Source organism: Chryseobacterium gleum, from assembly GCF_900636535.1.
GTDB lineage: Bacteria > Bacteroidota > Bacteroidia > Flavobacteriales > Weeksellaceae > Chryseobacterium > Chryseobacterium gleum.
This window is the reverse complement of sequence record NZ_LR134289.1, coordinates 1,451,747-1,476,298: the sequence shown is the minus strand read 5'-3', so window position 1 is coordinate 1,476,298 and position 24,552 is coordinate 1,451,747. Positions and strand designations below refer to the sequence as shown.

The window sequence follows — 24,552 nt, the reverse complement described above, 5'->3', positions numbered from 1 at the left end:
TCGTTTACTTTTCGTCCTGTTCGTCCATTTTCTTTATCAGTGCTTCACACAGGCTGTCAAGGAATTTCGTCCGGTTTATCTTACGGGCTTTCAGTTCCATAAATGTGTGGTAAAAATCGCCTAATTCAATATTGAAGGCATCTTCAAAAGTTTTAGCTATCAATTTTATGTCTGCATTCCCATTGTTAAATACACCGTGGGAGTACAGTGCATAAATCAATTCTGTAAGTGCTGTTTTGCTTGCTGTCCATTTCAATGAATTGTCCGAACCCTTTTTCACATTGATGTTATTCAGCCTGTCTTCCAAATAAACTTGTATCAGGTCATTGGCAATTATCTTGGCAACCTTATAATCGTGCGAAGTAGAAAAGCGGTGGTCTGCCTCGAAATAAAAAGTGTCCAACCATAACCTTATATCGTGCTTCCCACGTACAAAAAACTTCTCGTCAACGAAAGAATTGTTACTGCGGTAATACTTGTAAAAATCAAGGTTATTCTCAAAGAACCTTTTTAGCTTTTTTAGTTCTTTGGTAAAATATTTCTTGGTGCGCTTGTTTCCATACGGTCTTCTCGTTTCTATTTTATAGATGGAATTGTAGTAAATGAGCTTTGAAACAATAACAGGTTTCTGATACTTGAAAAAATGGATTTCCTCTTCCATATTTTTAAAGTCGTGCTTCAATACAAATTCCTTTAAATCGGCAAGGCTTTGAATGATAAGCTCTATAACCGCTTCTATTCTTTTTATCGGGCAGTCGGTTTCAATCTCCAGTTCCTGAATTGCAGTTTCTAATTTATGTAATATTTCATTATAGAATTTGTCCATTTAATTTACATTGGATGATGTTCCGGTTATTAAAAAAATGCCTAAATCATAATATTTAGGCATTTTCCTATTTGTTGAATAGGAAAATCAGCATTACATCTAACTCGTCTTTTTATAATTCCAAATCGCCAAGCCGTTCAATAAAACAGCAAATCCAATCATAATAATAAAATGATATTTGATGTCGGAAAAACCGCTTCCTTTCAAAATTATCATTCGTACTACCTCAATAAAATAAGTTACAGGAATACTCTTTGCTATGATGTAAGCCCATTGAGGCATTCCGTCAAGCGGAGTGAACAAGCCACTCATCAGCATAAAAATCATAATGAAGAAAAAGGCTACCGACATTGCCTGCTGTTGTGTTTCGGCAAATGTGGAAATGAGTAATCCCAAACCCAATAAAGCAATCAGATAAATTGACAAATAACCATACAACAAAAGCAAACTTCCGACAGGAACAATGCCGTAAACAAAACGTGCTACAATGAACAAGCCGATACTAAAAATTAACATTCCGATTGCCCAAAACGGAATGAGCTTGCCTAATACAAACTGATATTTCTTAATCGGTGTAACGTTGATTTGTTCAATAGTGCCGACTTCTTTTTCTTTTACAATGTTCAATGCACACATATAAGCCCCTACCATTGTTACCAACACAACCAAAATGCCCGGAACCATAAAAAAACGATAGTTCATAAATGGATTGAACCAATTTGATGAAGCAACGGTAATAACAGGTGCAGTATTATACTTATCGGGTTGTACCCATTGCAAGCGAATATCATTATTGTATGCCGAAATAATCTGTGCGAGATAAGCACCGCCCAAACCTGCTTTTACACCATTGATTGCATTAACAGCAATAAATAATTTTTGCTCATTTTCACGAACTAAGTTCTTTTCAAATCCCTGCGGTATTTCCAAAATCAAATCGGATTTATCTTTTTCAATCTGATTAAATGCACTTTGAAATGAGTTTCCGTAATCTGCCAATTGGAAATATCCCGAAGCGGTAATTTTTGAAATCAGTTGTTGCGAATAAGTAGAATGGTCGTGGTCAACGATTGAAATGTTGATGTTCTTTACTTCGTAATCGGCTGCCAACGGAAGTATGAGCAACTGAACTATCGGCACAACAAAAATCAACGGTAACAACGCTTTATTACGAAAGATTTGTTTGAACTCTTTTTGCAATAAAAATTTTAGCGTTCTCATACCAATCGGGTTTTAAATTTTTTGAAGCTCACTACCAATAAAAAACAAGTCATTCCGAAAAGCACCAATATTTCTTTCCATATAGCACTAAATCCAAGCCCTTTTATCATTATTGATTTTACAATGGTGTAATACCATTTTGAAGGAATGAGGTTACAAATGACCTGCAACGGAACAGGCATATTTTCGATAGGGAACATAAAGCCTGTAAATAACATTGTAGGTACTAACATACCCATCATTGAAATAAGCATTGCTGCTTGCTGCGACTGTGTTACGTTTGAAATCAATAAGCCCAAAGACAAAGCACAAATAATCAACAAGGTGCTTGTTGCGAATAGTAGTAAAACGCTGCCATTTATAGGCATATCCAAAAGCGTAATGCTTAATACAAGAATTATCGTAAGATTGATTAACGACAAAAACAAATACGGAATGGCTTTTGAAATGATAACCAAAAAGGGATTGAAAGGTGAAACTAACAGCACTTCCATTGTGCCTGTTTCTTTTTCCCGAACTATGGAAACGGAAGTCATCATCACACAAATCAGCATTAGCACCAATGCCATTACGCCTGGCACAAAGTTGGTTGCTCCTTTCAATTCGGGATTGTACAACATCCGCAGTTCGGGAACTATACGGAATGGCATTGCATTGTTTTTCATCAACTCCTGCTGATAATCCATAATGATATTGGTTGCGTAATTAGTTAATGTGTTGGCAGTGTTGGGGTCGGAAGCATCGGCAATAATCTGAACTTGTGCCTGATTTAAGTGCAATAAGTCTTTATTGAAATTGGTAGGAAAAATAATTGCCAATTTTGTGTTTCCTTCCTTAAAGGCTTCTTCAATCTGTTTGTGGCTCATTAATGCTTTCTGAATTTCAAAATTCCTGCTTGCTTCTATCTTGTTGATGATTTGTTGTGTGGCTTCATCTTTTGCATAATCGCAAATAACTATTTTGGAATTTTTGATTTCGTTTGTGAGTGCAAAACCAAACAGCACAATCTGCACTATAGGCAAGCCGAATAGCATTAACAGCGTTTTGCTATCACGGAATACGTGATAAAATTCTTTTCTTACAAATGATAAAAACTGTTTCATCTTTAATCTGATTTTCGTTTTGCTCCTCTTGCCAACTTATAAAATACATCGTCCATTGAAGCGGCTGAATATTGTTGTTTTAAATTGGCAGGTGTGTCCAATGCTTTTATTACTCCGTCCACCATCATAGAAATACGGTTGCAGTATTCGGCTTCGTCCATATAGTGGGTAGTTACGAAAATGGTAATACCTCTATCGGCTGCCGAATAAATCAAATCCCAAAACTGCCGTCTTGTTACAGGGTCAACGCCTCCTGTGGGTTCATCTAAAAACACAATTTTAGGTTCGTGTATTACGGCAACTGAAAACGCTAATTTCTGTTTCCAACCCAAAGGCAAAGAAGCCACTAATTTTTTTGCTTCGCTCTGCAATCCCAATGTTTCAATCAGTTCATTGCTTTTTGCGTTTAGTTGCTTATCGGATAAACCATAAATACCGCCAAAGAATTGAATATTTTCTATTACCGTTAAATCTTCGTACAATGAAAATTTTTGGCTCATATAACCGATGTTCTTTTTAATTTCTTCGGTCTGCTTGTAAATGTCAAAACCTGCAATGGTAGCATTGCCCGATGAGGGTTTGGAAAGCCCGCAAAGCATTTTCATTGCGGTTGTTTTTCCTGCACCGTTTGCACCTAAGAAACCGAAAATTTCCCCTTCGTACACTTCAAACGTAACTTCGTTTGTAGCGATGAAATCGCCAAAACGCTTGGTTAATTTCTCTGTTTTTATTACTACTTCGTTTGTCATATCAGTTCATCAGATTTATAAAGCAATCTTCAATGCTTGGTGTGATGTGTTTGAGTTCAATGTCTTGAAAATCGGCTTCCTGCAAGGTTTGTATCAGTTCATTTTGTGAACGCTCATTATCATTTTGAAACGTGATGTGATGAAAGTCGCCAAATGAAAAACAACTTTTTATCTGTGTGTTGTTTCGCAAAGCATTCAAGAGTTTACCCATATCGTTTGCCTTTACTGCAAACAACTTGTCGGGAAACTGTTTGATGATAGTATCGGGCGTATCAATAGACATTATGCTGCCGTTTTGTATCAATGCGATGCGTTCGCAAAGCGTGGCTTCGTCCATATAAGGGGTTGAAACCAAAATGGTAATGCCCTGCTGTTTTAAGCCTTTCAGCATTTCCCAAAATTCTTTTCTTGAAACTACATCTACGCCTGTGGTCGGCTCGTCTAAAAACAATACTGTTGGGCGATGAATTAAAGCACAACACAAAGCCAGTTTCTGCTTCATACCACCAGACAATTTTCCTGCTCTTCGATTTTTAAACGGCTCTAACTGTACATAAATATCCTTTACCAAATCGTAATTTTCCGCAACGGTGGTATTGAATACGGTTGCAAAAAAGTTGAGGTTTTCCTCTACTGATAAATCTTGATACAATGAAAATTTGCCGGGCATATAACCTACATTTTTGCGAATGGCTTTATAGTCTTTTACTACGTCAAAACCATTTACGGAAGCCGTACCGCTATCGGGAAGCAATAGCGTAGTAAGTATGCGGAAAATGCTTGTTTTTCCTGCTCCGTCTGCTCCAATCAAGCCAAACAATTCGCCCTTGTTTACCTCAAAAGAAACATCGTTTACTGCCTTTACTTCGCCTTTATTGTAGGTCTTTACAATGTTATTTAATACAACGTCTGCCATTGCTATTGGAATTTTATTTCGCCATACATACCTACTTTGTATAAACCGTCATTTTTAACTTTTATCTTCACGGCATATACCATATTTGCCCTTTCGTCTTTGGTCTGAATGGTTTTGGGTGTAAACTCCGCTTTGTCGTTTATCCAAATGATTGTACCTGCGGTTTCTTTGTAACCGCCTTTGCCGTCATCGGTAAGCACTTTTACTGTTTGGTTCAATTTTGCCTGTGGTAGTTGGTCGCCTGTGATGTAAACCCTCAAAATAATGTTGGATAAATTGGCGATTTTGTAAAGCGGTTTTCCCGCTGACGTCATTTCGTTGGCTTCGGCATATTTGGAAAGTACCGTTCCACTTGCGGGATTTATGATATAGCATTTTGCAAGCTGGTCGTTCAGTTGCTCAATCTGCACCTGCAATGGCACAACGTCTTTGCCTAAGCCCTCGCTTGAAATGCTCAACGTTGATTTTTGTGCTTCGATTTGTTTTTTCAATACTTCAATCTGTGCGTTGATGTCATCTAACTGTTTGGGTGTGGCTGCATCGCCTTTTACCAAATTAGCAACTCTTGTCCTTTCTCTTTCAGCCGTTCTAAGCTGTTCCTGCAAGGCAGATAGCTGAACAGGTATATTGGGCTTTTTTCCCAAAATGGCTGTAACCTGTGCTTCCAACTGCTTTTTCTTCAGATACAACTGCAAGCTGTCTATGTAGCCAATGGTTTGTCCTGCTTCCAATGTTTGCCCCTCTTCGATGCTGAACTGCTTGATTGTGCCTGTGGCTTCCGATGAAATAATGGTTTCTTCTGCCTCAAAACTTCCCGAAGCATCAAATGAAACTTTGTTATTGTTGCAAGCAGTAAGCACTGTTGCGATGCTTGCTATCAATGCGATTGTTTTTATTTTATACATTGTTCTACTTTTTTTATTGTTACTAATTTCCTGCTGTTGTTTGAGCGTTGTACTCTGTCATTAAAAGCTGTATTTCGTGTAAAATCAAACTTTGCTTCGCCTGGTCTTCGGCATTTACCGCAATGAGGTAATCGTTTGTGGTTGCCGTACCATAAGTAAGTTGATTTTGTGTGGTGTTCTTTACGCTTTCACGAAGTATAACAATGCTCTTATCGGTTTCAATCAAATCCTGCATTTTGGTTATATCAGCGTTTTGCTGTTTCAATGTGAGGTTGGTATTGAACAAAAAAGTTTCTCGTTGTATGTCTATCAAACTTTGATTGTTAGCAAGCATTTTCTTTTCGTTCTTATAAGTATAGAAACCTGTAATGTTCCAACTCAACCGTAAACCACCGATATAGTAACCTTGAAAATCATTATCCAGCATATTCAAACCAGGTCTGCCAAAACCGCCTTGAAAAAATGCACTCAAACGAGGCAGGTTTTTAGCGGTAATCAGCTTTTCCTGTACGTCAAAGGATTTTTTCTGTAAGTCGTAAAGTTTCAGTTCGGGGCGGTTGATTGTGGGTGTAAGCATTTGCCTATGTGGTTTTTCAAGAACGGTATTTTCATCAATCGACTTGCCGATGAACAAAGCCAGCATATCGGCATAGCCTTTGCGTGTGGCTTTCAGTTCAATGGTGCGCTGGTCTGCTTTCAGCAACTCGGCTTTCAGGTTGTCGGCTGTGCTTTTCAATGCTACGCCGTTGGCAATGGCTACATTGGTTTTTTCGATGCCGCTTTTAATATCCTTTTTAAGTAGTTCGGTCTGCTGGATTTGGGCATCAATCAATAATATTCCGAAATAAAGGTTGTTGATGCGTTCCCTTAGCTTGTATAGTTCCACTTCTGTTTTTTGTGTTTCTATTTCCGAATTGGCATTGATATATTCCTTTTGGTCTTTAACGGTAAACAGGTCGGTAATGGACTGCGATACCTCGCCATATAACCTGTATTGGTCTTTGCTCATTGTAGGAATATCCACATTGGGCAATGAAATCGGGACTTGGGTAACAGCCGATTGATAGGTTGCCTGTCCTGCTATATTGAATTGAGGTAAAACCCCTTTTTGAGCGTTGGCAATAGAATATTCCTTTGTCTTTTCTATCAGCGTGTACTGCTTTATCAAAGGATAATTCTGTTTTGCCATTTCAAGGCAGTGGTCAAGGGTCAATGAATTGTTTTGTTGTGCCATTGCCCAATGGCTGCACATCAGCAATAAGCCTATCAGCCATTTTGATTTTTGTTTATGAATTACTTTAATCATTTTATTTAATTTTTAGTTTCAATCATTTGATTAACTTATGGACAAAAAAATTTATTTCGCTTTCATCATCGCTTTTATCCAAACAGGTATCAATCTTTTACGCTCCTGCATCAGCTTGTTAAACTGTGTTTCATCCAACCCGCTTATTCCCTGTAACAATGGTTGTCCGATAAAAGGAAAAACAACCAAGCTCAATAAATTCATCAAAAAATGCAATGGGTTTGGTTCGGTAATTTTTCCTTTTGCAACAGCTTCCTGATGTTGTTTGACAAATGCAGAACTCATTACTATTTGTTTGATTGGTAATTTTTCTAACAGACCGCCCGAATTGTTACGGATTTCGTTCAACATAAAAATGGGGATATTCGGCTCTTGGGTAATAAAGTCTATATAATGGGAAGCAACCAATTCTACTTTCTTTTCTAAAGAGGTTTTCTCGTCATTCAATATCGTTGCCATAGTGTGCATAAAACCCGTTACGGTTTCAAGCATTATAATATCAAACAACTTTTCTTTACTGCGGAAATAATAATTGAGCAAAGCAAGGTTAATGTCTGCTTCCTCTGCAATGTCCCTTGTACGTGTTGCCGCAAACCCTTTTTTATGGAATACGATACGAGCAGCGTTCTTTATCTTTTCTTCAGTAGAAGTGTCTAACTTCTTTACTTCTTTACTTTTAGCCATTTTACATTAAAATTCTTTTCAGTGACAAATGTAAAAACTTATTCTTGATTTATCCAAATATTTTAATCATTTGATTAAATTTAGTTTTCGAAATTATTCTTGAAACTTGATAACGAGAAGGTTAGTAATAGTGCTGTACAAAAAAACAGGGCTGTAAAAAGTACAGCCCTGTTTTTGATGGATATATCCTAAAACGCTCTTATTCTTGCTGCACCAAATGTTGCAAATCCGGGTCATTTTTGATACGCTCCAATTCCATTTCGATAATCTGTACAATGTCTTGTTTTATCTGACGGTAGTTGCTTTCAATCTGCTGTTTCATTTTATCCTCGCCCTGCTCGTTTACGAAAGAAAGGATTTGCGGTATTTGCTTATAGGCTTTGGTTTCTGCTGCTACCTTGTCATTATCCACCACGATTTCAGCGTGGAAAATCTTTTGCTCGATGCGCTCATCAAAGTTATCCGATACAGAACCTACGAACATACCCTGTGTCAAAGTTGAAATTTTGGAAGCCGGAATAAGGCTGTCTAATTGTGTGGAAATTGAGGTAGATTTATCGTTGCGGTTAATGGTCATACTCTGGCGTTTCTGCAATACTTTTCCGAAGCGTTCCGAAAGGCTTTTTGCCGTTTCTCCAACCACCTGACCACTGAATATATTGCCGACGGTATTCTGTATTACCTTACTTTCTTTGTCGCCGTAATCCCTCGTTAATTGCGAAAAGTCTTGAAAGCCCAAACATACAGCCACCTTATTACTTCTCGCTGTTGCGATAAGATTATCCAGTCCCCTAAAATAAATTGTGGGCAGCTCATCTATGATTACTGAACTCTTTAATTGCCCTTTTTTGTTGATGAGCTTAACAATACGGGAATTGTACAAACCCAATGCTGCGGAGTAGATATTTTGGCGGTCGGGATTATTACCCACGCACAAAATTTTAGGCTCTTTTGGGTTATTGATGTCGAGCGTAAAGTCATCGCCAGTCATAACCCAATACAACTGCGGGCTAATCATTCTTGACAAAGGGATTTTTGCCGATGCAATCTGTCCCTGCAATTGGTCTTGTGCGCCACCTTGCCAGGCATCCATAAACGGAGAAAGATAGTTTTCCAAATCGGAATATGAGGTCAGAATGGTAAATACGTCCGAATACTTTTTATTCAGCAATTCAATGGCGTGCGGGAATGTACAATACTTACCATCCTCATAGATTTTCAGATACCAAATAATGGCAGCCAATAGGATAATTGGGCTTTCCACGAAAAAATCCCCTTGCTTCTGTATCCAGCTACGGTTGAGGTTCAGCATTATGGTGTAAGCCGCTTCGTAAGCGTCGGAAATGTCTGTCATAAAATCGGGATTGAGTGGATTGCACCTATGGCTCTTGCGTGGGTCATCGAAATTTATCACATAGAATTTTGGTTGAACTTTGTACTTATCCCGATGCTTCAATAAATGATTGTAGGCAATGGTGGAAAGGTCGTCAAATTTAAAATCATATATATACATACTAAAGCCTTTCTCAATCTGCTGCTTGATGTAGTTGTTTACGATGGCATAAGATTTACCGGAACCCGGAGTACCCAACACGATTGATGCCCTGAAAGGATTTACAATGTTTATCCAACCGTTGTTCCATTTGCCTTTGTAGTAAAATTTGGTGGGCAGGTTAACGGAATATTCATTTTCCATCAGCTTTGTTTCCTGTTGAAAGCTCTCGTTCTCGTTGTTGAAAACATCGTCCATTAAGTTGGTACGAAGCAAGCGGCTCATCCATACGCCCGCCATCAGCAAAGCAATATAACCTAACGAGATAGTAAGGATATACAGAAATGTGCCTATTACCGGAGATAGCTTTAACAACGGCGTGTTCAGAAAGAACAGCACAAAACCAACGCCCAAAGCCACGTAGATTTTAGCCCAGGTTATCTTCTCATTCTTTACGCCTTTCGTTCCCAAACAACTCAAAGCAAGCAAAACCAAAGCGAACGCCTTGGTATAAAGGGTATGTGAAAACAAGCCCGCCGTCCGGTCGAAATTGCCTAATATCTTGTTGATTATTTCCAACGTCCAACCACGTTCTAAAAAGAACCCGTAGCAGAACCAATAAAGGTGCATCAGCACCAAAAGAATACTGACTGCCCGCATAAAAGCCATTATTTTGGCTAAACCTCTTAAATCGTCTTCTCCCTGCATTCTTTTTTAGTTTTAATGTTCGGGCGTGAATTTAAAGGCTCTACACAGCGGCTATAAGAATGTGGCAGTCAATGGCGGTGCGTGGCAGTGTTTGGCGAAGTGATAAGAGTTGTAGCTTCTATGATCCTTTTGTATCGTAACATTTATGAAGCATCCAAATAAAAAATACTTTTAGTTGCTCTTCTGTTTTCTGTCCGTCAGCAACATTTTTTGTCCTGCTGAATTGGTGGACAAGGAACACTTCCGTAACTACAATAAACACAACAGTCTCCTTGTTTTGGTTTAAGAACTTGTTTGCATTTTTCACATTCGTAGAAATATTGGCAAGCGTCTGTCGGCATTGTTTCTTCTTTCTTGTGTCCGCAGTTGGGGCAAGTAATTGTTGATTGCAATATGATTTCCATTTGGTTTTATTTTTTGTCGGTTACAGAATATCCTGTTGAGTTAATTGCTTTTTCGACCTCAGAAATATTCGTTTTTGAGTTGTCAAATTCCACGATTGCGTTTCCTTTTTCGTATGAGGCGTTTGAACTTATTATTCCTGTCAATTTATTTACTTCGTGATTTACGTGTTCGCCACAACTTGCACAAGTCATTCCGCTAATCGTAAATTCTACTTTTTGAATATTGGATTTGTCCACCGCTATAATTTGCTTTTCTGTCTTTGGGTAGAAAATGCTTGAGTAGTATGGAAAGGCAAGCATTACGATTGCAAATGCTGTTACAATTCCTAAAAACATTTTTGACTGAATGAATTTTGGTTTTTCTTCTGTCTCACAATTGCAATCTATCTGCTTTTTGGGTTTCAACTTTTGATACCAAGCAAAACCAAGAACCAAAATTGTCAACCCGATAAAATAGGGTCGAAAAGGTTCAAGCCAAGAAAAAGTGGAAGCAAGACCGCTTGTTCCTGCAATAAGAGCCAATACTGGTGTGATGCAACAAAGAGAAGCTGCAATTGTAGTCAAAAGTCCTGCACCAATTAATTTTTTGTCAGTTTTCATATTGTTTCTAATATTTTGTTTTCGTCAAGTATTTTGAAAAATGGTTTCAGCATTTTTTCATACTCTTTAGTCAGTGAGTGAAAAATAGTTTGAGCTTCTCGTTCGGTTTCAATAAGTTTTCTGTCTTTGAGTTTCCGCAAGTGTTGTGAAACCGCTGAAATTGTCATACCAAGAATATCACTTATATCACAAACACAAAGTCGTTTTTCTTCATAAAGTAGAAAGAGTATTTTCAGTCTTACATTGTTTCCCGCTAATTCAAGTCCGTTCGATAAATAGTCAAAAGAACCGTTGAGTTCTGAAACTCGGTCTTTACAGCGGTTTATTTGTTTAATGTCTGCTTGTTGTCGTATGCAAGAATTATTGTCCATAGCACAAAGATAGTCAATTTGTTTATTTAAGCAATTACTTAAATACAACTCAAATTCTTTCAGAATTATAAAGTGACAGCTCAATAAATCTTTTTAAAAACAGATTTTTAATTCCAAAATCTGACCTCTTACAGTCTTCTTTTTTTTTTCTTCTTCATTTTGTTAGCAAAATCCTGTTCCTCGTAATCATCGCCCTGTGCTTCGGGTAACAAACCGCCAAATGCCTCAATCAAACCGTCTTCGTGTTTTTCAGTAGTATTCAGGAAGTCGAACAAATGATGAGGTTCTTCCGCAGGAAGATCTGCATCATTTGATGTGGATGTTTTTGGAAGTTGTACGACAGGTTCTTTAATCTCCGGTTTGATATTATTGTTCCAATAATCATTAAAGGTATTGGCAGAAAGTTCCTTTGCTAAGCGTGAACCGTTCCAAACCGCCTTTGAATTGTGGTCTATGAAAGTGATACCATAAATACGACCTGTATCGTTCCGGCGGACCACTACATTAATGCCCTGTTCACTCAACTGCTTTTTAAAAGCCTGCTCATCATTTGTGGATTTCAGAGCAATAGAAATTGCAGCTTTTAGGGTCTGCTTACTTGGGTGGTCTTTTAAATCCTCTTTGCATTTTGCAAAATGCAGTTCCAAAGCCGGAAGCCCTGCATTTTTACCAAACAACGAAGCCTTGAACGGATGCCCGGCTCTTTCGCCTTTCTCGTTTAAAGGAATATATAATAAGCCTTGCCGCATTTTTCCCTGCAATTCGCCCTCCACTTTTTCGGTGGTAACATTAAACAGGGAAAGCAAGGCATTGTATTCGCCCAAAGTCTGAAACTTATAATAATTCGGTAGGTGGCGGACAACCGAAGCGATTTGGCTTTTCACATCGCCTGCCCGATAATCTACCGGACGGAAAATCTTGTCGTTCTGCTTGTGTTCTTTATCGGTTGCGGGTATCAAGCCGTGTTGTCTTTCCAGTTCACGGCACACATTCATAGACCGCATTTTCTCGAATTTGTCCGAAATCTTTTTGCCCTGCTCGTCCACGCAAACCGATACAATGTGTATATGGCTGCGGTCAATATCCGTGTGTTTGAATACCACAAAAGGCTGTTCGCCGTAACCCATTTCCCGCATATACTGTTCTGCCATTTCCCTAAACTTATCATCGCTTACCTTGTCGTTCGGGTCAGGATTAAGCGAAATATGCAACGTATGTTTCTCGGTATTGCGGTTCGCTATCAGGTAAGGGGCAAAAGACTGGGCTAATTGTGCCACGGAATAATGACCGCTTGCGGTTTCAATCATCTTATTGGCAAATAAAATCTGCCCGTTTTCATTCTCTACTTTAAGCTGATTGTACGCCAATGCTCCGTATAAATTTGCGCTTCTTCCGATTTTTGCTATCATTTCTACCGCTATTTTTCAGGTGTTTGGCTTCAAATTCCTCGCTTATTTGGATGATTTTCTGACATAGCATTGCCATTTCAGCCGTCTGCTTTTCCAGTTTGTACAGAAACGCTGCGGCTTTTTTCTCGGAAAAATTCTTGTACAGCAGCTTTACAATTTGGTTATAGTTTACACCTATGGAACGGAACTGGCTATGAAAAGAGGTCAGCCGCATATAAAAATCAACCGTTCCCTTGTCAATCTGAATGGTCTTTATGGTCTTGTTAAAGATGCAGGACGTTATAAAGTGCGCCTTTACCTGCATACCTGATTTATCAAACAGGGCAAGAAAACGGGCGTGTTCCTGCTCGTTAAAGGAAATGGTGTACCGTATTGTCGCCGGGTCTTCTTTGGGGCGGCGTCCGGTCTTTTTCAATTGCTTTTTGTTGTTATCGTTCATCACTAATCCATTTTAAAATCCATACAAAACCCTGACTTCGGAAGGTGTTTTCTGCCCCCTGCAAAGGGCAAGTTGTTTTGAGCATCGGAAATCATTCCGAGATGCTCAAAACACAACTTGCCGTGTTCCGGTGAACACAAAAATCCGCCCTGCGGGACGGATTGAATGTAACAGGGAAAAACGGCTCGATGCCGTTCCCGTTACCTCCTGATATGTCAAAAGACTTTTGCATAAATCCGTTAATAAAAATCACAATACAAAGTAAAGCCCTGTTTACGATAGCGTTGCACTGTGCCACAGTGCCAAATGCTGCCTCTGAACGCCAAACACTGCCACCGCTATACAACTGAATGAATTTGATGAGTTCTTTGCCCCTGAATGTTGGCAGGCAGGCAGACAGCCCGTGCTTCAGGACAAGCAGACGGCACACATTCAAGATGGCAGGTTATCCTGCCTGCAAGATTGCAGGAATGCAAGAAAGCAAGAGCGCAGGAATGACGGAAAGCGTGACGGATGGAATGACGAACGGAACGAATGCAAGAACGCAATCTCCCCTGATAAGATGCCTGAATGAAAGCAGGGCTGCTATACAGCAAGGAAGCAGGCAATCAGCAATTCCCGCAGGCAAGCCTGATAGCTATCCTGCAAGAAAGACAGCACGAAATCAGGACTGCACGGGTGCAAGCCTGCAAGACTGAAAACAGCAAGATGTAAACTTTAAATTTTAAAAATATGGACACAAAAAAGAAACCTCTGTTCGTTGCCTTTTCTTCTCAAAAAGGCGGTGTTGGCAAAAGCACATTTACCACGCTTGTTGCAAGCACGATGCACTATCGGTTGGGCTACAACGTAGCCGTATTTGATGCGGATTTTCCGCAGCACAGCCTGATGAAAATGAAAACCCGTGATTTGGCAATGGTAATGGAAAATGAGGCTTTGAAAAAACTGGCTTATAAGCAGTTTACCACCATCAACAAAAAAGCCTATCCCATTATGCAGCACAAAGCGGATAGCGTACTCGATGCGGCGCACGAATTTGTAAACACTTCTCCCGTTCCGCTTGATGTGCTGTTCTTCGACCTGCCCGGAACTGTAAACACGCCCGGCATCCTGAAAGCATTGGCAGGTATGCACCACATTTTCACGCCCATCACGGCAGACCGTGTGGTAATGGAAAGTACGCTCATCTTCACACAGCTTTTACAGGACGTGATTATGAAAAAAGGCGAGACATCTATAGAAACCATTAATCTTTTCTGGAACCAGGTGGACGGCAGGGAAAGCACACCCTTATATGACGTGTACAATCAGCTAATCGGGCAATTGGGATTAAGCCTGATGCAAAGCCAAATCAAGAACAGCACCCGTTTTCGCAAGGAAAGCGAAGCGGACAGCAAAACGGTTTTCCGTTCTACGGTAATGCCACCCGATGAGCGTTTGATGAAAGCCTGCCAGTTAGACCTGTTCATCAGCGAATTTTTAAACATCATTCAATTGTAGTGCTATGGAGAAAGACAATAAAAGAAAAGTAACGCCGGACATTAACGAGGAAATGATGATGAACCTGATGGTAGACGGCGTTAAAAAGGACGGTTTACAGCTACCTGCCGAAGAGCAGGAAAAGGAAGCGGAACAAGATGTGGTAAAGCAGGTTGAGTTACCACAAAGTAAGCCTGTACAACGGGAAAGGAACCGCATCAAAAAAAGCCTTGACGGAAGCTACGGCGAACACTTTTTGAAAACCCATTCGATGACAAAGCGGGGCGATAAAAGCATATATATACGGCAGGAATACCACGAACGGCTATCCCGTATTGTACAGGTTATTGGTAAAGATGCCATACCCCTGTATGCTTATCTCGATAACATACTGGAGCATCATTTTGAGATGTTTGAAAAAGCCATTACCGATGATTTCAACGAAAAGTTTAAACCCATTTTTTAAAGCATCAGATTATGGAAATAGTAATTGTGATTTGCCTGCTGATAGTCATTGTCCTGCTTTTGCAGGATAAGATTGTCATTCATAAAAGGTCGGAGCAAAAGTCCAAACAGGAAAAAGTTAACCCGAACCTGCCCGATATTATGGGGCAACCCAAGCCAGTAAGAAGCCTTTCAGTGCCAAACACTGCCAATGAAAGCCAAATAACGGAACAGGAGATAAACCCTGATAATTTAGACATTGAATACGACGAAAACGAAAACGTCAGCATTCAAATTCCGCAGGAAGAACTGGACAAAGTTTTCAGCAATATGCCTGATTTGGAGGAAGAGGAAGAAGAATGGAACAGGTACGGAATATCCGGTGGCGATAACGGTTTTGCCCAAGGGGTTACCTACGACGAACTAAGCTCCGTAGGGGCATTGCTCCAAAAAGAGAATTTGGAACAGGCTCAAAAGGAAACAGCGGTAGCCATAGTTCAGAAATTACAGGGAACCGAATTATTCAGCTTACTGGAAAATTCCATTGAGGGTGCTTCCCGAAAAATTGCCGAGCTTTTGGATAGCACACTTTCATCTGAAAGCGACGACGGTTCTTCCACCTTGCGGAAAAGTGATTTGGGTGATTTTGACATTGGGGAGTTTGTATAGACTTCCCTTTTTTTTAGGAGTATAACTGAGTATTAGTGTGACATTATCTTATTATGCCTCTTGTGAGAAATGACAACATTATTCCGTCACTTGTAACTTACCTGCGTATGTTCCGTAGGGCTTACCTGAATAATCTCCAGTTTTGAAATAGTCACATAATAGTTTGACCACATTATCTATATCTTCTTCCGTTTCAAATTGGATTTTACCATCTTTTAAGTTTATCGGTGCTTTTTTCTTTTTACCCAATGTTTCCAACTTTTTTATGTTTTTAGAAGTTAAAGAATTTAGATTTCCTAATTTTTCCAACTTCATCAACTTTTTATGAATAGAAGCTTTTGTTTCTATTTTATCAGTTAGAAGCTTAATATCTCCAAAACACTGATGTTTAGATATTGATGTTGCTACGTCTTCCGCTCTCTTCTTATATTCTTCTTGTAATCCGACAAGTTGCTCAAAGTAAAATTTCTTCAATACGTAAAAAGTTTCTTCATAAAAGATACAATCTATTTGTTTGTCTAAATAAACAGTATCGCTTTTTAGCAATGAAAGTGTATTGGTATTGGTGTCAAAAAAAGTCCTTATCTGACTGCCTAAGCTTTTCTTTTCTCCGTCTTTTTCCTTTTCCACTCCTACTTTTCCGGGGGATATTTTTCTAAATGTATAAAAAGATTTATTACTGTCAATTTCAAACTCGACACAATATGCCCAAAGAGTTTCATCTTGGAGTATATCGTTTAAATCTGTGATTTTCGGTGGGCTTTGGTTTAATTGGTTATAAACAACGTCTGAAAAAGAGCCAACTTTATTCTGCATTTGATAAGTAAACAGATGTTCTGTTTCGTCAGCTATGACATCATAATCGAAAAAGTTTAAATCTTCATTATCCTGAATTTTTTTGAACTGTTTCAATGAAAGTTCATAAAGATAGTTTCTTACTTCATCCGTAATCTCTATCTGATAAACTTTAAAGTCAAACTTTTCCAAAACACGTGCGTTAGCTTTCATTCCTTCTTTGAGAATACGAGTGACAAAATACATCTTTAAGTTTTCCGCACTTGCCTGACCAATTATATCGACCAAAATGGATTTATCCATAATAAATATTTTTCGTAATTAAGTTTATTTTTATTTCTTGCCCGCTTTCCAAATCTTCATCTTTTGTTATCAAAAGAGCTTTTTTTGTTTGGCTCTTCTTGTTGTAATCAATTTGGTAAAGGGTATGAGTAATACTCAATATTGGATTTATTACAATCATATTTGATTTTGTATAAATGAAAAATATGATTATCAAGACAATGAAAATCGACGTAATGTCAAATAAGTTATTTGTGTCTTGGAAGATGAAGGGAACAATGTAAGTTGAGATGTAACTGATGCTTTCACTATTCTTGTTTTCTACTTCAACGACTTTTACAAGCTCTCCATTTGATTTTTTTATATCTAAATTTATCAATAAAAATTTCAGCCCTATATAACCGAATATTGCAGTAAGAAAAAGAAAAACGCTTAACCCAAATTTTGCTAAAGCCAGAAATACACTTTCTTGACTAAAACCTCCAAAATTCAAATAATCAATATTTTGCTTGACTTGTCGCAAAATCAATAATCCAAACAACGGAATATATGATGTAATGAACAACACAAAAATTGCGATATTATTTAGTTTTACTTTTTTCATTACATTATTTTGGAGATGGCTATATGGGAACTATCTCACACCTGCATAGTACTTTGCTCGTTCTTCTTTAAATAATCTCAATTGTTCTACCTGTTCTTGATATTGTTTATATAATCCGTTTTTCGATTTTGTTTGCTCGGGAAATGTCAGAGAAAAAGCATCTAAATCATTCGTATGGATTGCACTTTCGGGAATGACTTCCTTTATCTTATCTAATGCTTTTAAATAGTAGGTTTCGCTAATTTCGCAAGCTGTCAAACTCAATCCTGCATTATAACACGCAATTGCAATTGTTCCACTTCCCAAATGAGTATCTAAGATTTTATCTCCTTGATTAGCATACATTTTCAAAAGCCATTCGTAAAGCTCTACTGGTTTTTGTGTTGGGTGGATTTTATTTCTATTTTTTCTTACACTAAATCTGAAAATTTTTGAAGGCTTGTCTAATGATGACCAAGCCATTTCTGCCATTGAAAAATTATTCAATGTTTCGGGTTGGTTTTTATCCCAAATAATAAACCCTTTGTTGTATTCGCTTTTTAGCCAAAGTTGTCCGAAATAGTTTCCTCCCCAAATAATCTGATTTTTTGAAACCCGAAGTAACTCATTAAAGTAATCATCATTGGGTTTTACATCCCATTGACTGTACTCATCCATATTAAATTTGTAGTCGCCACCTCTTTTTGTTTTGTTTAAAATCCCATAAGGTGGGTCGACTATGGCAAGGTCAAAATAGTTGTCTGGATATCTTGCCATTAATTCCATATTATTTTCTCTCGTAATTGTAATCATCGTAAGTTTTAATTTTTTGCTGCAAACCTTGAAATAGTCAGGTCCGAAATGTTTTTACTGATGTCTTTTCCAAGATTATTGACGATGATATTATCAAAATCTTCGTAGTCAATTTCTCTCACGTCATTATCAATACAGTTGTATAAATATTCCGAAAAAGTGTTTGCCCGAATAATTACAATCGGACTTGTGCGAATATCTTGAAGTACCGCTGGAACATATCTTGGCGTAACTACAATTGTGTAAGCTCCCCCAATTTTTTCTCGGTGCCCTTCTAATCTTCCAGCATTTACACCCGAAAGTTTGTTTTTGGTCGACTTGGCATCAACGGCGAATTTTTTCTTTTTAGGAATATACAGGCATTCCAAATCAGTGTTTCCTGCTCCGCCTACTTTTTCGGCTTCTATATTGTAGAACATATTGAAACCATCTGTCAAAGCATCTTCAAAAAGATATGCTTCCGCTCCTTCGTTATTGTTTGCGTATTGTTCTATAATTTTCGGAAGATTAAGCAATTCAAATTTTATATCATCAGCTACTTCGCCAATTTCAACTAAAAGTGTCTTAGGGTAAAAACTGTAAATTTCCTTAATAACATCAATTTTCAAACGTTCAGGGTCGTTAAGCAACAGAGGCTTTGCTAAAAAAGAATATTCATTTTCTAATTGCTGAACTAACTGTTTTAAATTTTCAGGAATTGCAACCTCGTTTCTTGTTATTTTCCTAAAAGTATTGGTTGTTCCGTGTTGTAGTTTGGTTATAACAATTCCCTCTCGTTTGTTCAATACACCTGCACTTTCAAACAGACTTGAAACGTAATAATCCCATTCATAAGCAGAGTTCACATAAGCGTGTCTGTCTTCTTGAAATTTTTGAGCAATTTCTTCATCTGAAAACTTTCTTAATGCTAATAATTCATTTATTAAGACATCATATGTTTTTTGAGTAGCTTCTTTGAGAAACACAACAACGTACGCAACCTCAAAAGCATAAAGTTTGTTAGATAGTTTTGGTTCTGAAAGCAATTTATAAATCAAACGAAATGGATAAAGCTGAAATTCGCTATCCGTTCCGCTATGTGGATGGGGATATTGTACAGCCCAAAGCATTGTAAGAAATATTTTGGCTATTTTCTCTTTATCCCCAACGTTTTTCAAAAATAAGTTTCCAAGCGGACTAAATAAAAAACGGTCTTGCCCATCAACCTTGGCTTGGTAGCCAAACATATAATATGAAAGCTGATTGATTTTATGGTTTATCGCATCAAGCGGTAATTCAGGATTTCTTTCGCTATACAAACCTAACTCACGTAACTTTGAATTTAATTGCGCTTTCTCATCTTTTGAAATTCCTGTCTTGGTGTATGACTTCAAAAATTCAGCAACAACACAAAGTTTTTCAAAATCTCTTGTATGTCTGTATAAAATCCATTTCTTACTATCAATTCGTAAAGTCATATTATTGATTTATTTGAGCAACAATATTTTTAATTAACAAAGGCGGAATACATTCTCCAATACATTTTCTAATAAGTAATTCAGGTGTATTATCCGGGATATTCCAATTTTGTGGAAGAGAGGACAACAACATTAACTCCAAAGGTGTTAAAACTCTTGCATCAGAATAAGTTCCGTTTTTTAATTTTCTTCCTGGATGCACATTCAATTGTGAACTGATTGCATCATTTCGCATTGTAATGGTGGGAGCGGGTTCATCCCATTTAATTCGTCGGTATGTGGTATTGTAACTTTTTATTTTTTCTCCATTAGATTTTATAGGAAAGTATTCTTCATTTTCAAAAGCAGTTTTTCCTGTTGGGGTATGCTTCATCCACAGTACGTGATTATCCGAATGTTTTCGGGCAAAATGCCATTTTATTTTTGACTGTTCTCCTGCCTCAATACTTGGTAAAAAACCAATCTTTTCTTCGACTGTTATTTGCTTTTCAGACTTTATAGGTTGTCCCCATTTTTTGTCTTTTCGGTACAATTTTATGATTGCTCTTGTCCGTCTTTGAGCAACACCATATTCAGAAGCATCATACACATTAGCTTCAATTTTGTATTCTTTGCCGAATAATAGATTTAAAATCTCTATTACTTTTAAATGTTGATTTTGGTATGGCAAAACCATCTTAAAAAATGTTGGTACATTTTCTATCAGTACAAAATCGGGAGATTTTAATTTAATGAAATCAATTATTTTAAAAACAAGATAATTCCTTTCATCTTTAAGCATTTGCTCAATATTCCGATTTTTTCCTGCAACACTCATTCCTTGACAAGGTGGTGAAGCAATTAGAAAGTCTAATTTTTCAGGGGTACTTTCTACGAGTGTTTTAAAAATCTTATCGTCTAAAATGCTACCTGCAATCATTTTAGAATTTGGATACAATGCCTGATATAGGTCAGCTCTTTCCTGAACCAATTCGTTAGCAGCGATAATATTAATTCCTACTTCTTCAAAGTAAGTTTCTGCTATGCCTGCACTTGAAAATAATGATGCTCCTACCATAATTAAAACTTGAGTGTACTTTGATGTTGGTTTTTAATTCTCATATATTTTGCTTTCTCCTCAGCAGCTAAAAATAGCTTTTGAGTTTCCTCCTCCGGATAAATTAATTCTGCAATTCTTTCGCTTAGATACTCGTGTTCTAATTTTTTTAAGTCAAGACTGAAAAATGCTGAAAGTTTCGGTATTATTTCAGCAGGTACATTTCTTTTACCGTTTTCAATTTTTGATAAGGTAGATTGGTCTATGTCTAATGCAGCCGCAAGTTTAGTTAATGTTAAACCATTATCTAATCTTAGCTTGTGAATATATTCGCCAAATGTTTCTTTCATAATCTTGAAATTTATTTCTTGACACTTTTGGCAAATCTACTAATTTGGTTTCGTTTGCGAAAGCTTTCAGCTATAAACTTTGGATTTTGGCTCGTTTTGAGTGACAGATAACCGCTTCTATAGAATAAAAGTGCAAAATCCATAATAGTTATTATTGAAACGTAACCTCAAACCGTAAAAAGTTTGGCTTTTTTTTATGCTCAAATGCTTGTTGCAAAGCCACTCACAGCCAAACACTTCCTTTGACTGCCACTTTCTCATAACGCCTCTTTTTCCACAAGACATTTGTCCCGAAAGCTCGCAAGGTGCGGGATAAACAGTAACAAATTAATGTGTTTCAATTATGGAAAAACAGAGAAAAAAAGTTTGGCTGGCAGCCTTGGCAATGCTGTCAGCAATTGGTGCGTTCGCACAGGGAAACGGCTCGGCAGGTATCAACGAGGCTACCCAAATGGTAACCTCTTATTTCGACCCCGCAACGCAGTTAATCTACGCCATCGGTGCGGTAGTCGGGTTAATCGGGGGCGTTAAGGTGTACAACAAATTCAGTTCCGGCGACCCCGACACGAGTAAGACTGCAGCTTCGTGGTTCGGTGCGTGTATCTTCCTGATTGTTGCCGCTACCATCCTGCGTTCATTCTTCCTTTAATCCTTTGCCTTATGAATTACAATATCAACAAAGGCATCGGCAGGACGGTGGAATTTAAAGGGCTGAAAGCACAATACCTGTTCATTTTCGCAGGCGGGCTGCTCGGTACGCTCATCCTTGTGATGATACTGTATATGGCAGGCGTCAATTCTTACATCTGCCTGTTCCTCGGAGCAGGTGGTGCTTCGCTCATCGTATGGCAGACCTTTTCGCTGAACCGCAAGTATGGCGAACACGGGCTGATGAAAATTGCAGCCAATAAAAGGCATCCTCGCTACATCATCTGCCGCAAGCCTGTACACCGCTATTTAAAATTCACTCCTAAACAGAATGCCGTATGAGAAATGTAGCAAAGACCACCACACTGGAAAACAAATTTCCGTTGCTGGCAGTAGAGAACAACTGCATTCTTTCCAAAGATGCAGATATTACCGCCTGCTTTGAAGTACGCTTGCCGGAACTGTTCACGGTAGCTTCTGCGGAGTACGAAGCGATACATTCCGCCTGGCACAAGGCTATTAAAACCCTGCCTGATTTTACGGTCATTCACAAACAGGATTGGTACATCAAGGAAAGTTATGCGCCCGATTTGGCAATAAAAGACCAGAGTTTTTTATCGAAATCTTACCAACGCCATTTCAACGAGCGACCGTTCTTAAACCATTACTGTTACCTGTTTCTTACGAAGACCACTAAGGAAAGAATGCGGATGCAAAGCAACTTCAGTTCGCTTTGCAAAGGTACGCTGATACCGAAGGAAATCAGGAACAAGGAAACGATACACCGCTTTATGGAGGCGGTCGCCCAGTTTGAGCGTATCGTGAACGATAGCGGTTTTGTAAGCCTGCGACGTTTGACCGAAGAGGACATTATCGGCACGGACGATACGCAGGGATTACTGGAACAGTACCTCACGCTATCGAGGGGAGCCGGAACACCAATGCAGGACATCGCATTGGGAGGTGAAGAAGTCCGTATCGGCAACAAAAGGTTGTGCCTGCACACGCTTTCCGATACGGACGACCTGCCCGGAACGGTATCGGCAGATACCCGTTTTGAAAAGCTATCTACCGACCGTAGCGACTGCCGTTTATCATTCGCTGCGCCTGTGGGCTTGTTGTTAAGCTGCAACCACATCTACAACCAGTATTTGTTTTTGGATAACAGCGAAGACAACCTGCAAAAGTTTGAGAAGTCCGCACGGAATATGCACTCGCTGGCGAGGTACAGCCGTGCCAACCAAATCAACAAAGAGTGGATAGAAAAGTACCTGAACGAAGCCCACAGCTTCGGGCTGTCTTCTATCCGTGCGCACTTCAACATTATGGCGTGGTCGGAAGACCCTGCGGAACTGAAGCAGCTAAAGAACGATTGCGGTAGTGCATTGGCACTGATGGAGTGTAAGCCACGCCACAACACAACGGACGTAGCCACTTTGTATTGGGCAGGAATGCCGGGCAATGCGGGCGACTTTCCTAGTGAGGAAAGTTTTTACACTTTTATCGAACCTGCGCTGTGCTTCTTCACGGAAGAAACCAACTACCACAATTCGCCCTCGCCGTTTGGTATCAAGATGGCTGACAGGCTTACAGGAAAACCTATCCATTTGGATATTTCCGACCTGCCTATGAAACGGGGTATCATCACGAACCGGAACAAGTTTATACTTGGTCCATCGGGTTCGGGTAAATCGTTCTTCACAAACCATATGGTACGGCAGTATTACGAACAGGGCGCACACGTACTGTTGGTAGATACGGGTAACTCTTATCAGGGCTTATGCGAACTCATCAAAGGAAAGACCAAAGGCGAAGACGGTGTTTACTTCACTTATACCGAAGATAACCCGATTGCCTTTAACCCTTTCTATACAGATGATGGCGTGTTCGACATTGAGAAGCGGGAAAGTATCAAAACCCTGATACTGACCTTATGGAAACGTGATGATGAACCGCCGACCCGTTCTGAAGAAGTTGCCCTTTCCAATGCGGTAAGCGGTTATATCGAACGTATCAAAACGGAAGATGTTTACCCGTCATTCAACGGTTTCTATGAGTATGTAAAAGGCGGCTACCGCAAGGTACTGGAAGAAAAGCAGGTCAGGGAAAAGGACTTTGACATTGCCAATTTCCTGAACGTACTCGAACCCTATTACAAGGGTGGCGAGTATGATTATTTGCTGAACTCCAACAAGCAGTTAGACCTGCTTTCCAAACGCTTTATCGTGTTTGAAATTGATGCGATTAAAGACCACAAAATCCTCTTTCCCATAGTTACGATTATCATTATGGAGGTGTTCATCAACAAGATGCGCCGACTGAAAGGTATTCGCAAGCTCATCTTAATTGAGGAGGCTTGGAAAGCGATTGCCAAAGAGGGAATGGCAGAATACATCAAGTATCTTTTTAAGACTGTCCGCAAATTCTTTGGAGAAGCGATTGTCGTAACGCAGGAAGTGGACGACATCATCCAGTCGCCTATTGTCAAAGAAAGTATCATCAACAACTCCGACTGTAAAATCCTGCTTGACCAACGCAAGTATATGAACAAGTTTGATGATATACAGGCGATGTTGGGGCTTACTGACAAAGAGAAAGGGCAGGTACTTTCCATCAATATGAACAACGATGCAAGCCGACTTTACAAAGAGGTTTGGATTGGCTTAGGTGGTACGCACTCGGCAGTCTATGCCACCGAAGTTAGTTTGGAGGAATACCTCGCCTATACGACCGAAGAAACCGAAAAAATGGAAGTAATGCAGCTTGCTGCTGAACTGGACGGCAATGTAGAACTCGCCATTAAGCATATCGCAATGCAAAGGCGGGACAATTCAAATCAATAGTCATTAACAATTTAAAAATT

General features: G+C 38.9%; 27 protein-coding genes. 7 read left to right on the top strand and 20 right to left on the bottom strand.

Annotated features, from left to right (window positions below; genetic code table 11):
* Positions 1 to 4: 4 nt before the first annotated feature.
* The 14 genes from EL165_RS06760 to mobA form a co-directional block, all read right to left on the bottom strand.
* Positions 5 to 826, bottom strand: a complete 822-nt coding sequence (locus EL165_RS06760; protein ID WP_002978441.1) for an RteC domain-containing protein — start codon at positions 824 to 826, stop codon at positions 5 to 7.
* A 99-nt stretch (positions 827 to 925) separates the two neighbouring features.
* Positions 926 to 2,047, bottom strand: coding sequence for an ABC transporter permease (locus EL165_RS06755; RefSeq protein WP_002978443.1), 1,122 nt, complete (start codon positions 2,045 to 2,047; stop codon positions 926 to 928).
* Positions 2,044 to 3,150, bottom strand: coding sequence for an ABC transporter permease (locus tag EL165_RS06750; protein WP_002978445.1), 1,107 nt, complete (start codon positions 3,148 to 3,150; stop codon positions 2,044 to 2,046). The genes EL165_RS06755 and EL165_RS06750 overlap by 4 nt, the downstream gene beginning before the upstream one ends.
* Positions 3,151 to 3,152: 2 nt before the next feature.
* The gene (locus EL165_RS06745; RefSeq protein ID WP_002978447.1) at positions 3,153 to 3,899 is read right to left on the bottom strand and encodes an ABC transporter ATP-binding protein; all 747 of its coding nucleotides are present in this window, start codon (positions 3,897 to 3,899) and stop codon (positions 3,153 to 3,155) included.
* Between the two features lies 1 nt (position 3,900).
* Positions 3,901 to 4,815, bottom strand: coding sequence for an ABC transporter ATP-binding protein (locus EL165_RS06740; RefSeq protein WP_002978450.1), 915 nt, complete (start codon positions 4,813 to 4,815; stop codon positions 3,901 to 3,903).
* A gap of 2 nt (positions 4,816 to 4,817) precedes the next feature.
* Positions 4,818 to 5,720, bottom strand: a complete 903-nt coding sequence (locus EL165_RS06735) for an HlyD family secretion protein (protein WP_002978452.1) — start codon at positions 5,718 to 5,720, stop codon at positions 4,818 to 4,820.
* Between the two features lie 22 nt (positions 5,721 to 5,742).
* On the bottom strand, positions 5,743 to 7,026 hold the full coding sequence (locus EL165_RS06730) for a TolC family protein (RefSeq protein WP_002978454.1): 1,284 nt from the start codon (positions 7,024 to 7,026) through the stop codon (positions 5,743 to 5,745).
* Positions 7,027 to 7,077: 51 nt separating this feature from the next.
* Positions 7,078 to 7,710 carry a TetR/AcrR family transcriptional regulator gene (locus EL165_RS06725; RefSeq protein WP_002978457.1) on the bottom strand — a complete coding sequence of 211 codons (633 nt, stop codon included), beginning with the start codon at positions 7,708 to 7,710 and terminating at the stop codon, positions 7,078 to 7,080.
* A gap of 199 nt (positions 7,711 to 7,909) precedes the next feature.
* Complete coding sequence (gene mobC, locus EL165_RS06720; protein WP_002978460.1) at positions 7,910 to 9,910, bottom strand: conjugal transfer protein MobC; 2,001 nt, start codon at positions 9,908 to 9,910, stop codon at positions 7,910 to 7,912.
* Between the two features lie 197 nt (positions 9,911 to 10,107).
* Positions 10,108 to 10,314, bottom strand: a complete 207-nt coding sequence (locus EL165_RS26260; protein WP_002996045.1) for a GDCCVxC domain-containing (seleno)protein — start codon at positions 10,312 to 10,314, stop codon at positions 10,108 to 10,110.
* A gap of 6 nt (positions 10,315 to 10,320) precedes the next feature.
* The gene (merTP, locus tag EL165_RS06710; RefSeq protein WP_002978464.1) at positions 10,321 to 10,914 is read right to left on the bottom strand and encodes a mercuric transport protein MerTP; all 594 of its coding nucleotides are present in this window, start codon (positions 10,912 to 10,914) and stop codon (positions 10,321 to 10,323) included.
* Positions 10,911 to 11,285 (bottom strand): ArsR/SmtB family transcription factor, encoded by a 375-nt coding sequence (locus tag EL165_RS06705; RefSeq protein ID WP_002978466.1) that lies wholly within the window; start codon positions 11,283 to 11,285, stop codon positions 10,911 to 10,913. The genes merTP and EL165_RS06705 overlap by 4 nt, the downstream gene beginning before the upstream one ends.
* Before the next feature lie 128 nt (positions 11,286 to 11,413).
* Positions 11,414 to 12,694, bottom strand: coding sequence for a conjugal transfer protein MobB (gene mobB / locus EL165_RS06700; protein WP_002978468.1), 1,281 nt, complete (start codon positions 12,692 to 12,694; stop codon positions 11,414 to 11,416).
* Positions 12,633 to 13,133 (bottom strand): conjugal transfer protein MobA, encoded by a 501-nt coding sequence (gene mobA, locus EL165_RS06695; RefSeq protein WP_232529169.1) that lies wholly within the window; start codon positions 13,131 to 13,133, stop codon positions 12,633 to 12,635. The genes mobB and mobA overlap by 62 nt, the downstream gene beginning before the upstream one ends.
* Before the next feature lie 359 nt (positions 13,134 to 13,492).
* On the opposite strand from mobA, the gene EL165_RS06690 reads away from it, so the two are divergent.
* From EL165_RS06690 to EL165_RS06675, 4 genes are read left to right on the top strand one after another with little or no spacing between them, the layout of a single operon-like run.
* A complete protein-coding gene (locus EL165_RS06690) occupies positions 13,493 to 13,831 on the top strand; it encodes a hypothetical protein (protein WP_126358599.1) in 339 nt (112 codons plus the stop codon).
* A 34-nt stretch (positions 13,832 to 13,865) separates the two neighbouring features.
* A complete protein-coding gene (locus EL165_RS06685) occupies positions 13,866 to 14,633 on the top strand; it encodes a ParA family protein (protein WP_002978474.1) in 768 nt (255 codons plus the stop codon).
* Positions 14,634 to 14,637: 4 nt separating this feature from the next.
* Positions 14,638 to 15,078 carry a DUF3408 domain-containing protein gene (locus tag EL165_RS06680; protein WP_002978475.1) on the top strand — a complete coding sequence of 147 codons (441 nt, stop codon included), beginning with the start codon at positions 14,638 to 14,640 and terminating at the stop codon, positions 15,076 to 15,078.
* A gap of 11 nt (positions 15,079 to 15,089) precedes the next feature.
* Complete coding sequence (locus tag EL165_RS06675; protein WP_002978477.1) at positions 15,090 to 15,725, top strand: hypothetical protein; 636 nt, start codon at positions 15,090 to 15,092, stop codon at positions 15,723 to 15,725.
* Positions 15,726 to 15,803: 78 nt separating this feature from the next.
* Here EL165_RS06675 and EL165_RS06670 read toward each other — a convergent pair whose 3' ends face one another.
* Genes EL165_RS06670 through EL165_RS06645 form a run of 6 tightly spaced genes read right to left on the bottom strand, consistent with a single transcriptional unit; the run spans position 15,804 to position 21,041 of the window.
* On the bottom strand, positions 15,804 to 16,823 hold the full coding sequence (locus EL165_RS06670; protein ID WP_002978479.1) for a Kiwa anti-phage protein KwaB-like domain-containing protein: 1,020 nt from the start codon (positions 16,821 to 16,823) through the stop codon (positions 15,804 to 15,806).
* A complete protein-coding gene (locus tag EL165_RS06665; RefSeq protein ID WP_002978481.1) occupies positions 16,816 to 17,406 on the bottom strand; it encodes a hypothetical protein in 591 nt (196 codons plus the stop codon). Before EL165_RS06665 ends, EL165_RS06670 begins: the two co-directional genes overlap by 8 nt.
* Positions 17,407 to 17,436: 30 nt before the next feature.
* Complete coding sequence (locus EL165_RS06660) at positions 17,437 to 18,198, bottom strand: DNA methyltransferase (protein ID WP_002978482.1); 762 nt, start codon at positions 18,196 to 18,198, stop codon at positions 17,437 to 17,439.
* A gap of 8 nt (positions 18,199 to 18,206) precedes the next feature.
* Positions 18,207 to 19,655: a hypothetical protein gene (locus EL165_RS06655; RefSeq protein ID WP_002978484.1), complete on the bottom strand. Its 1,449-nt coding sequence runs from the start codon at positions 19,653 to 19,655 to the stop codon at positions 18,207 to 18,209.
* Position 19,656: 1 nt separating this feature from the next.
* A complete protein-coding gene (dcm, locus tag EL165_RS06650) occupies positions 19,657 to 20,712 on the bottom strand; it encodes a DNA (cytosine-5-)-methyltransferase (protein WP_002978486.1) in 1,056 nt (351 codons plus the stop codon).
* Positions 20,713 to 20,714: 2 nt separating this feature from the next.
* A complete protein-coding gene (locus EL165_RS06645) occupies positions 20,715 to 21,041 on the bottom strand; it encodes a helix-turn-helix domain-containing protein (protein WP_002978487.1) in 327 nt (108 codons plus the stop codon).
* 343 nt (positions 21,042 to 21,384) lie between these two features.
* On the opposite strand from EL165_RS06645, the gene EL165_RS06640 reads away from it, so the two are divergent.
* The 3 genes from EL165_RS06640 to EL165_RS06630 are packed head-to-tail and all read left to right on the top strand — an operon-like array spanning position 21,385 to position 24,532.
* Positions 21,385 to 21,690, top strand: a complete 306-nt coding sequence (locus tag EL165_RS06640) for a DUF4134 domain-containing protein (protein ID WP_002978490.1) — start codon at positions 21,385 to 21,387, stop codon at positions 21,688 to 21,690.
* 11 nt (positions 21,691 to 21,701) lie between these two features.
* Positions 21,702 to 22,031: a DUF4133 domain-containing protein gene (locus EL165_RS06635; protein WP_002978492.1), complete on the top strand. Its 330-nt coding sequence runs from the start codon at positions 21,702 to 21,704 to the stop codon at positions 22,029 to 22,031.
* Positions 22,028 to 24,532: a TraG family conjugative transposon ATPase gene (locus tag EL165_RS06630; RefSeq protein ID WP_002978494.1), complete on the top strand. Its 2,505-nt coding sequence runs from the start codon at positions 22,028 to 22,030 to the stop codon at positions 24,530 to 24,532. Before EL165_RS06635 ends, EL165_RS06630 begins: the two co-directional genes overlap by 4 nt.
* Positions 24,533 to 24,552: the final 20 nt, after the last annotated feature.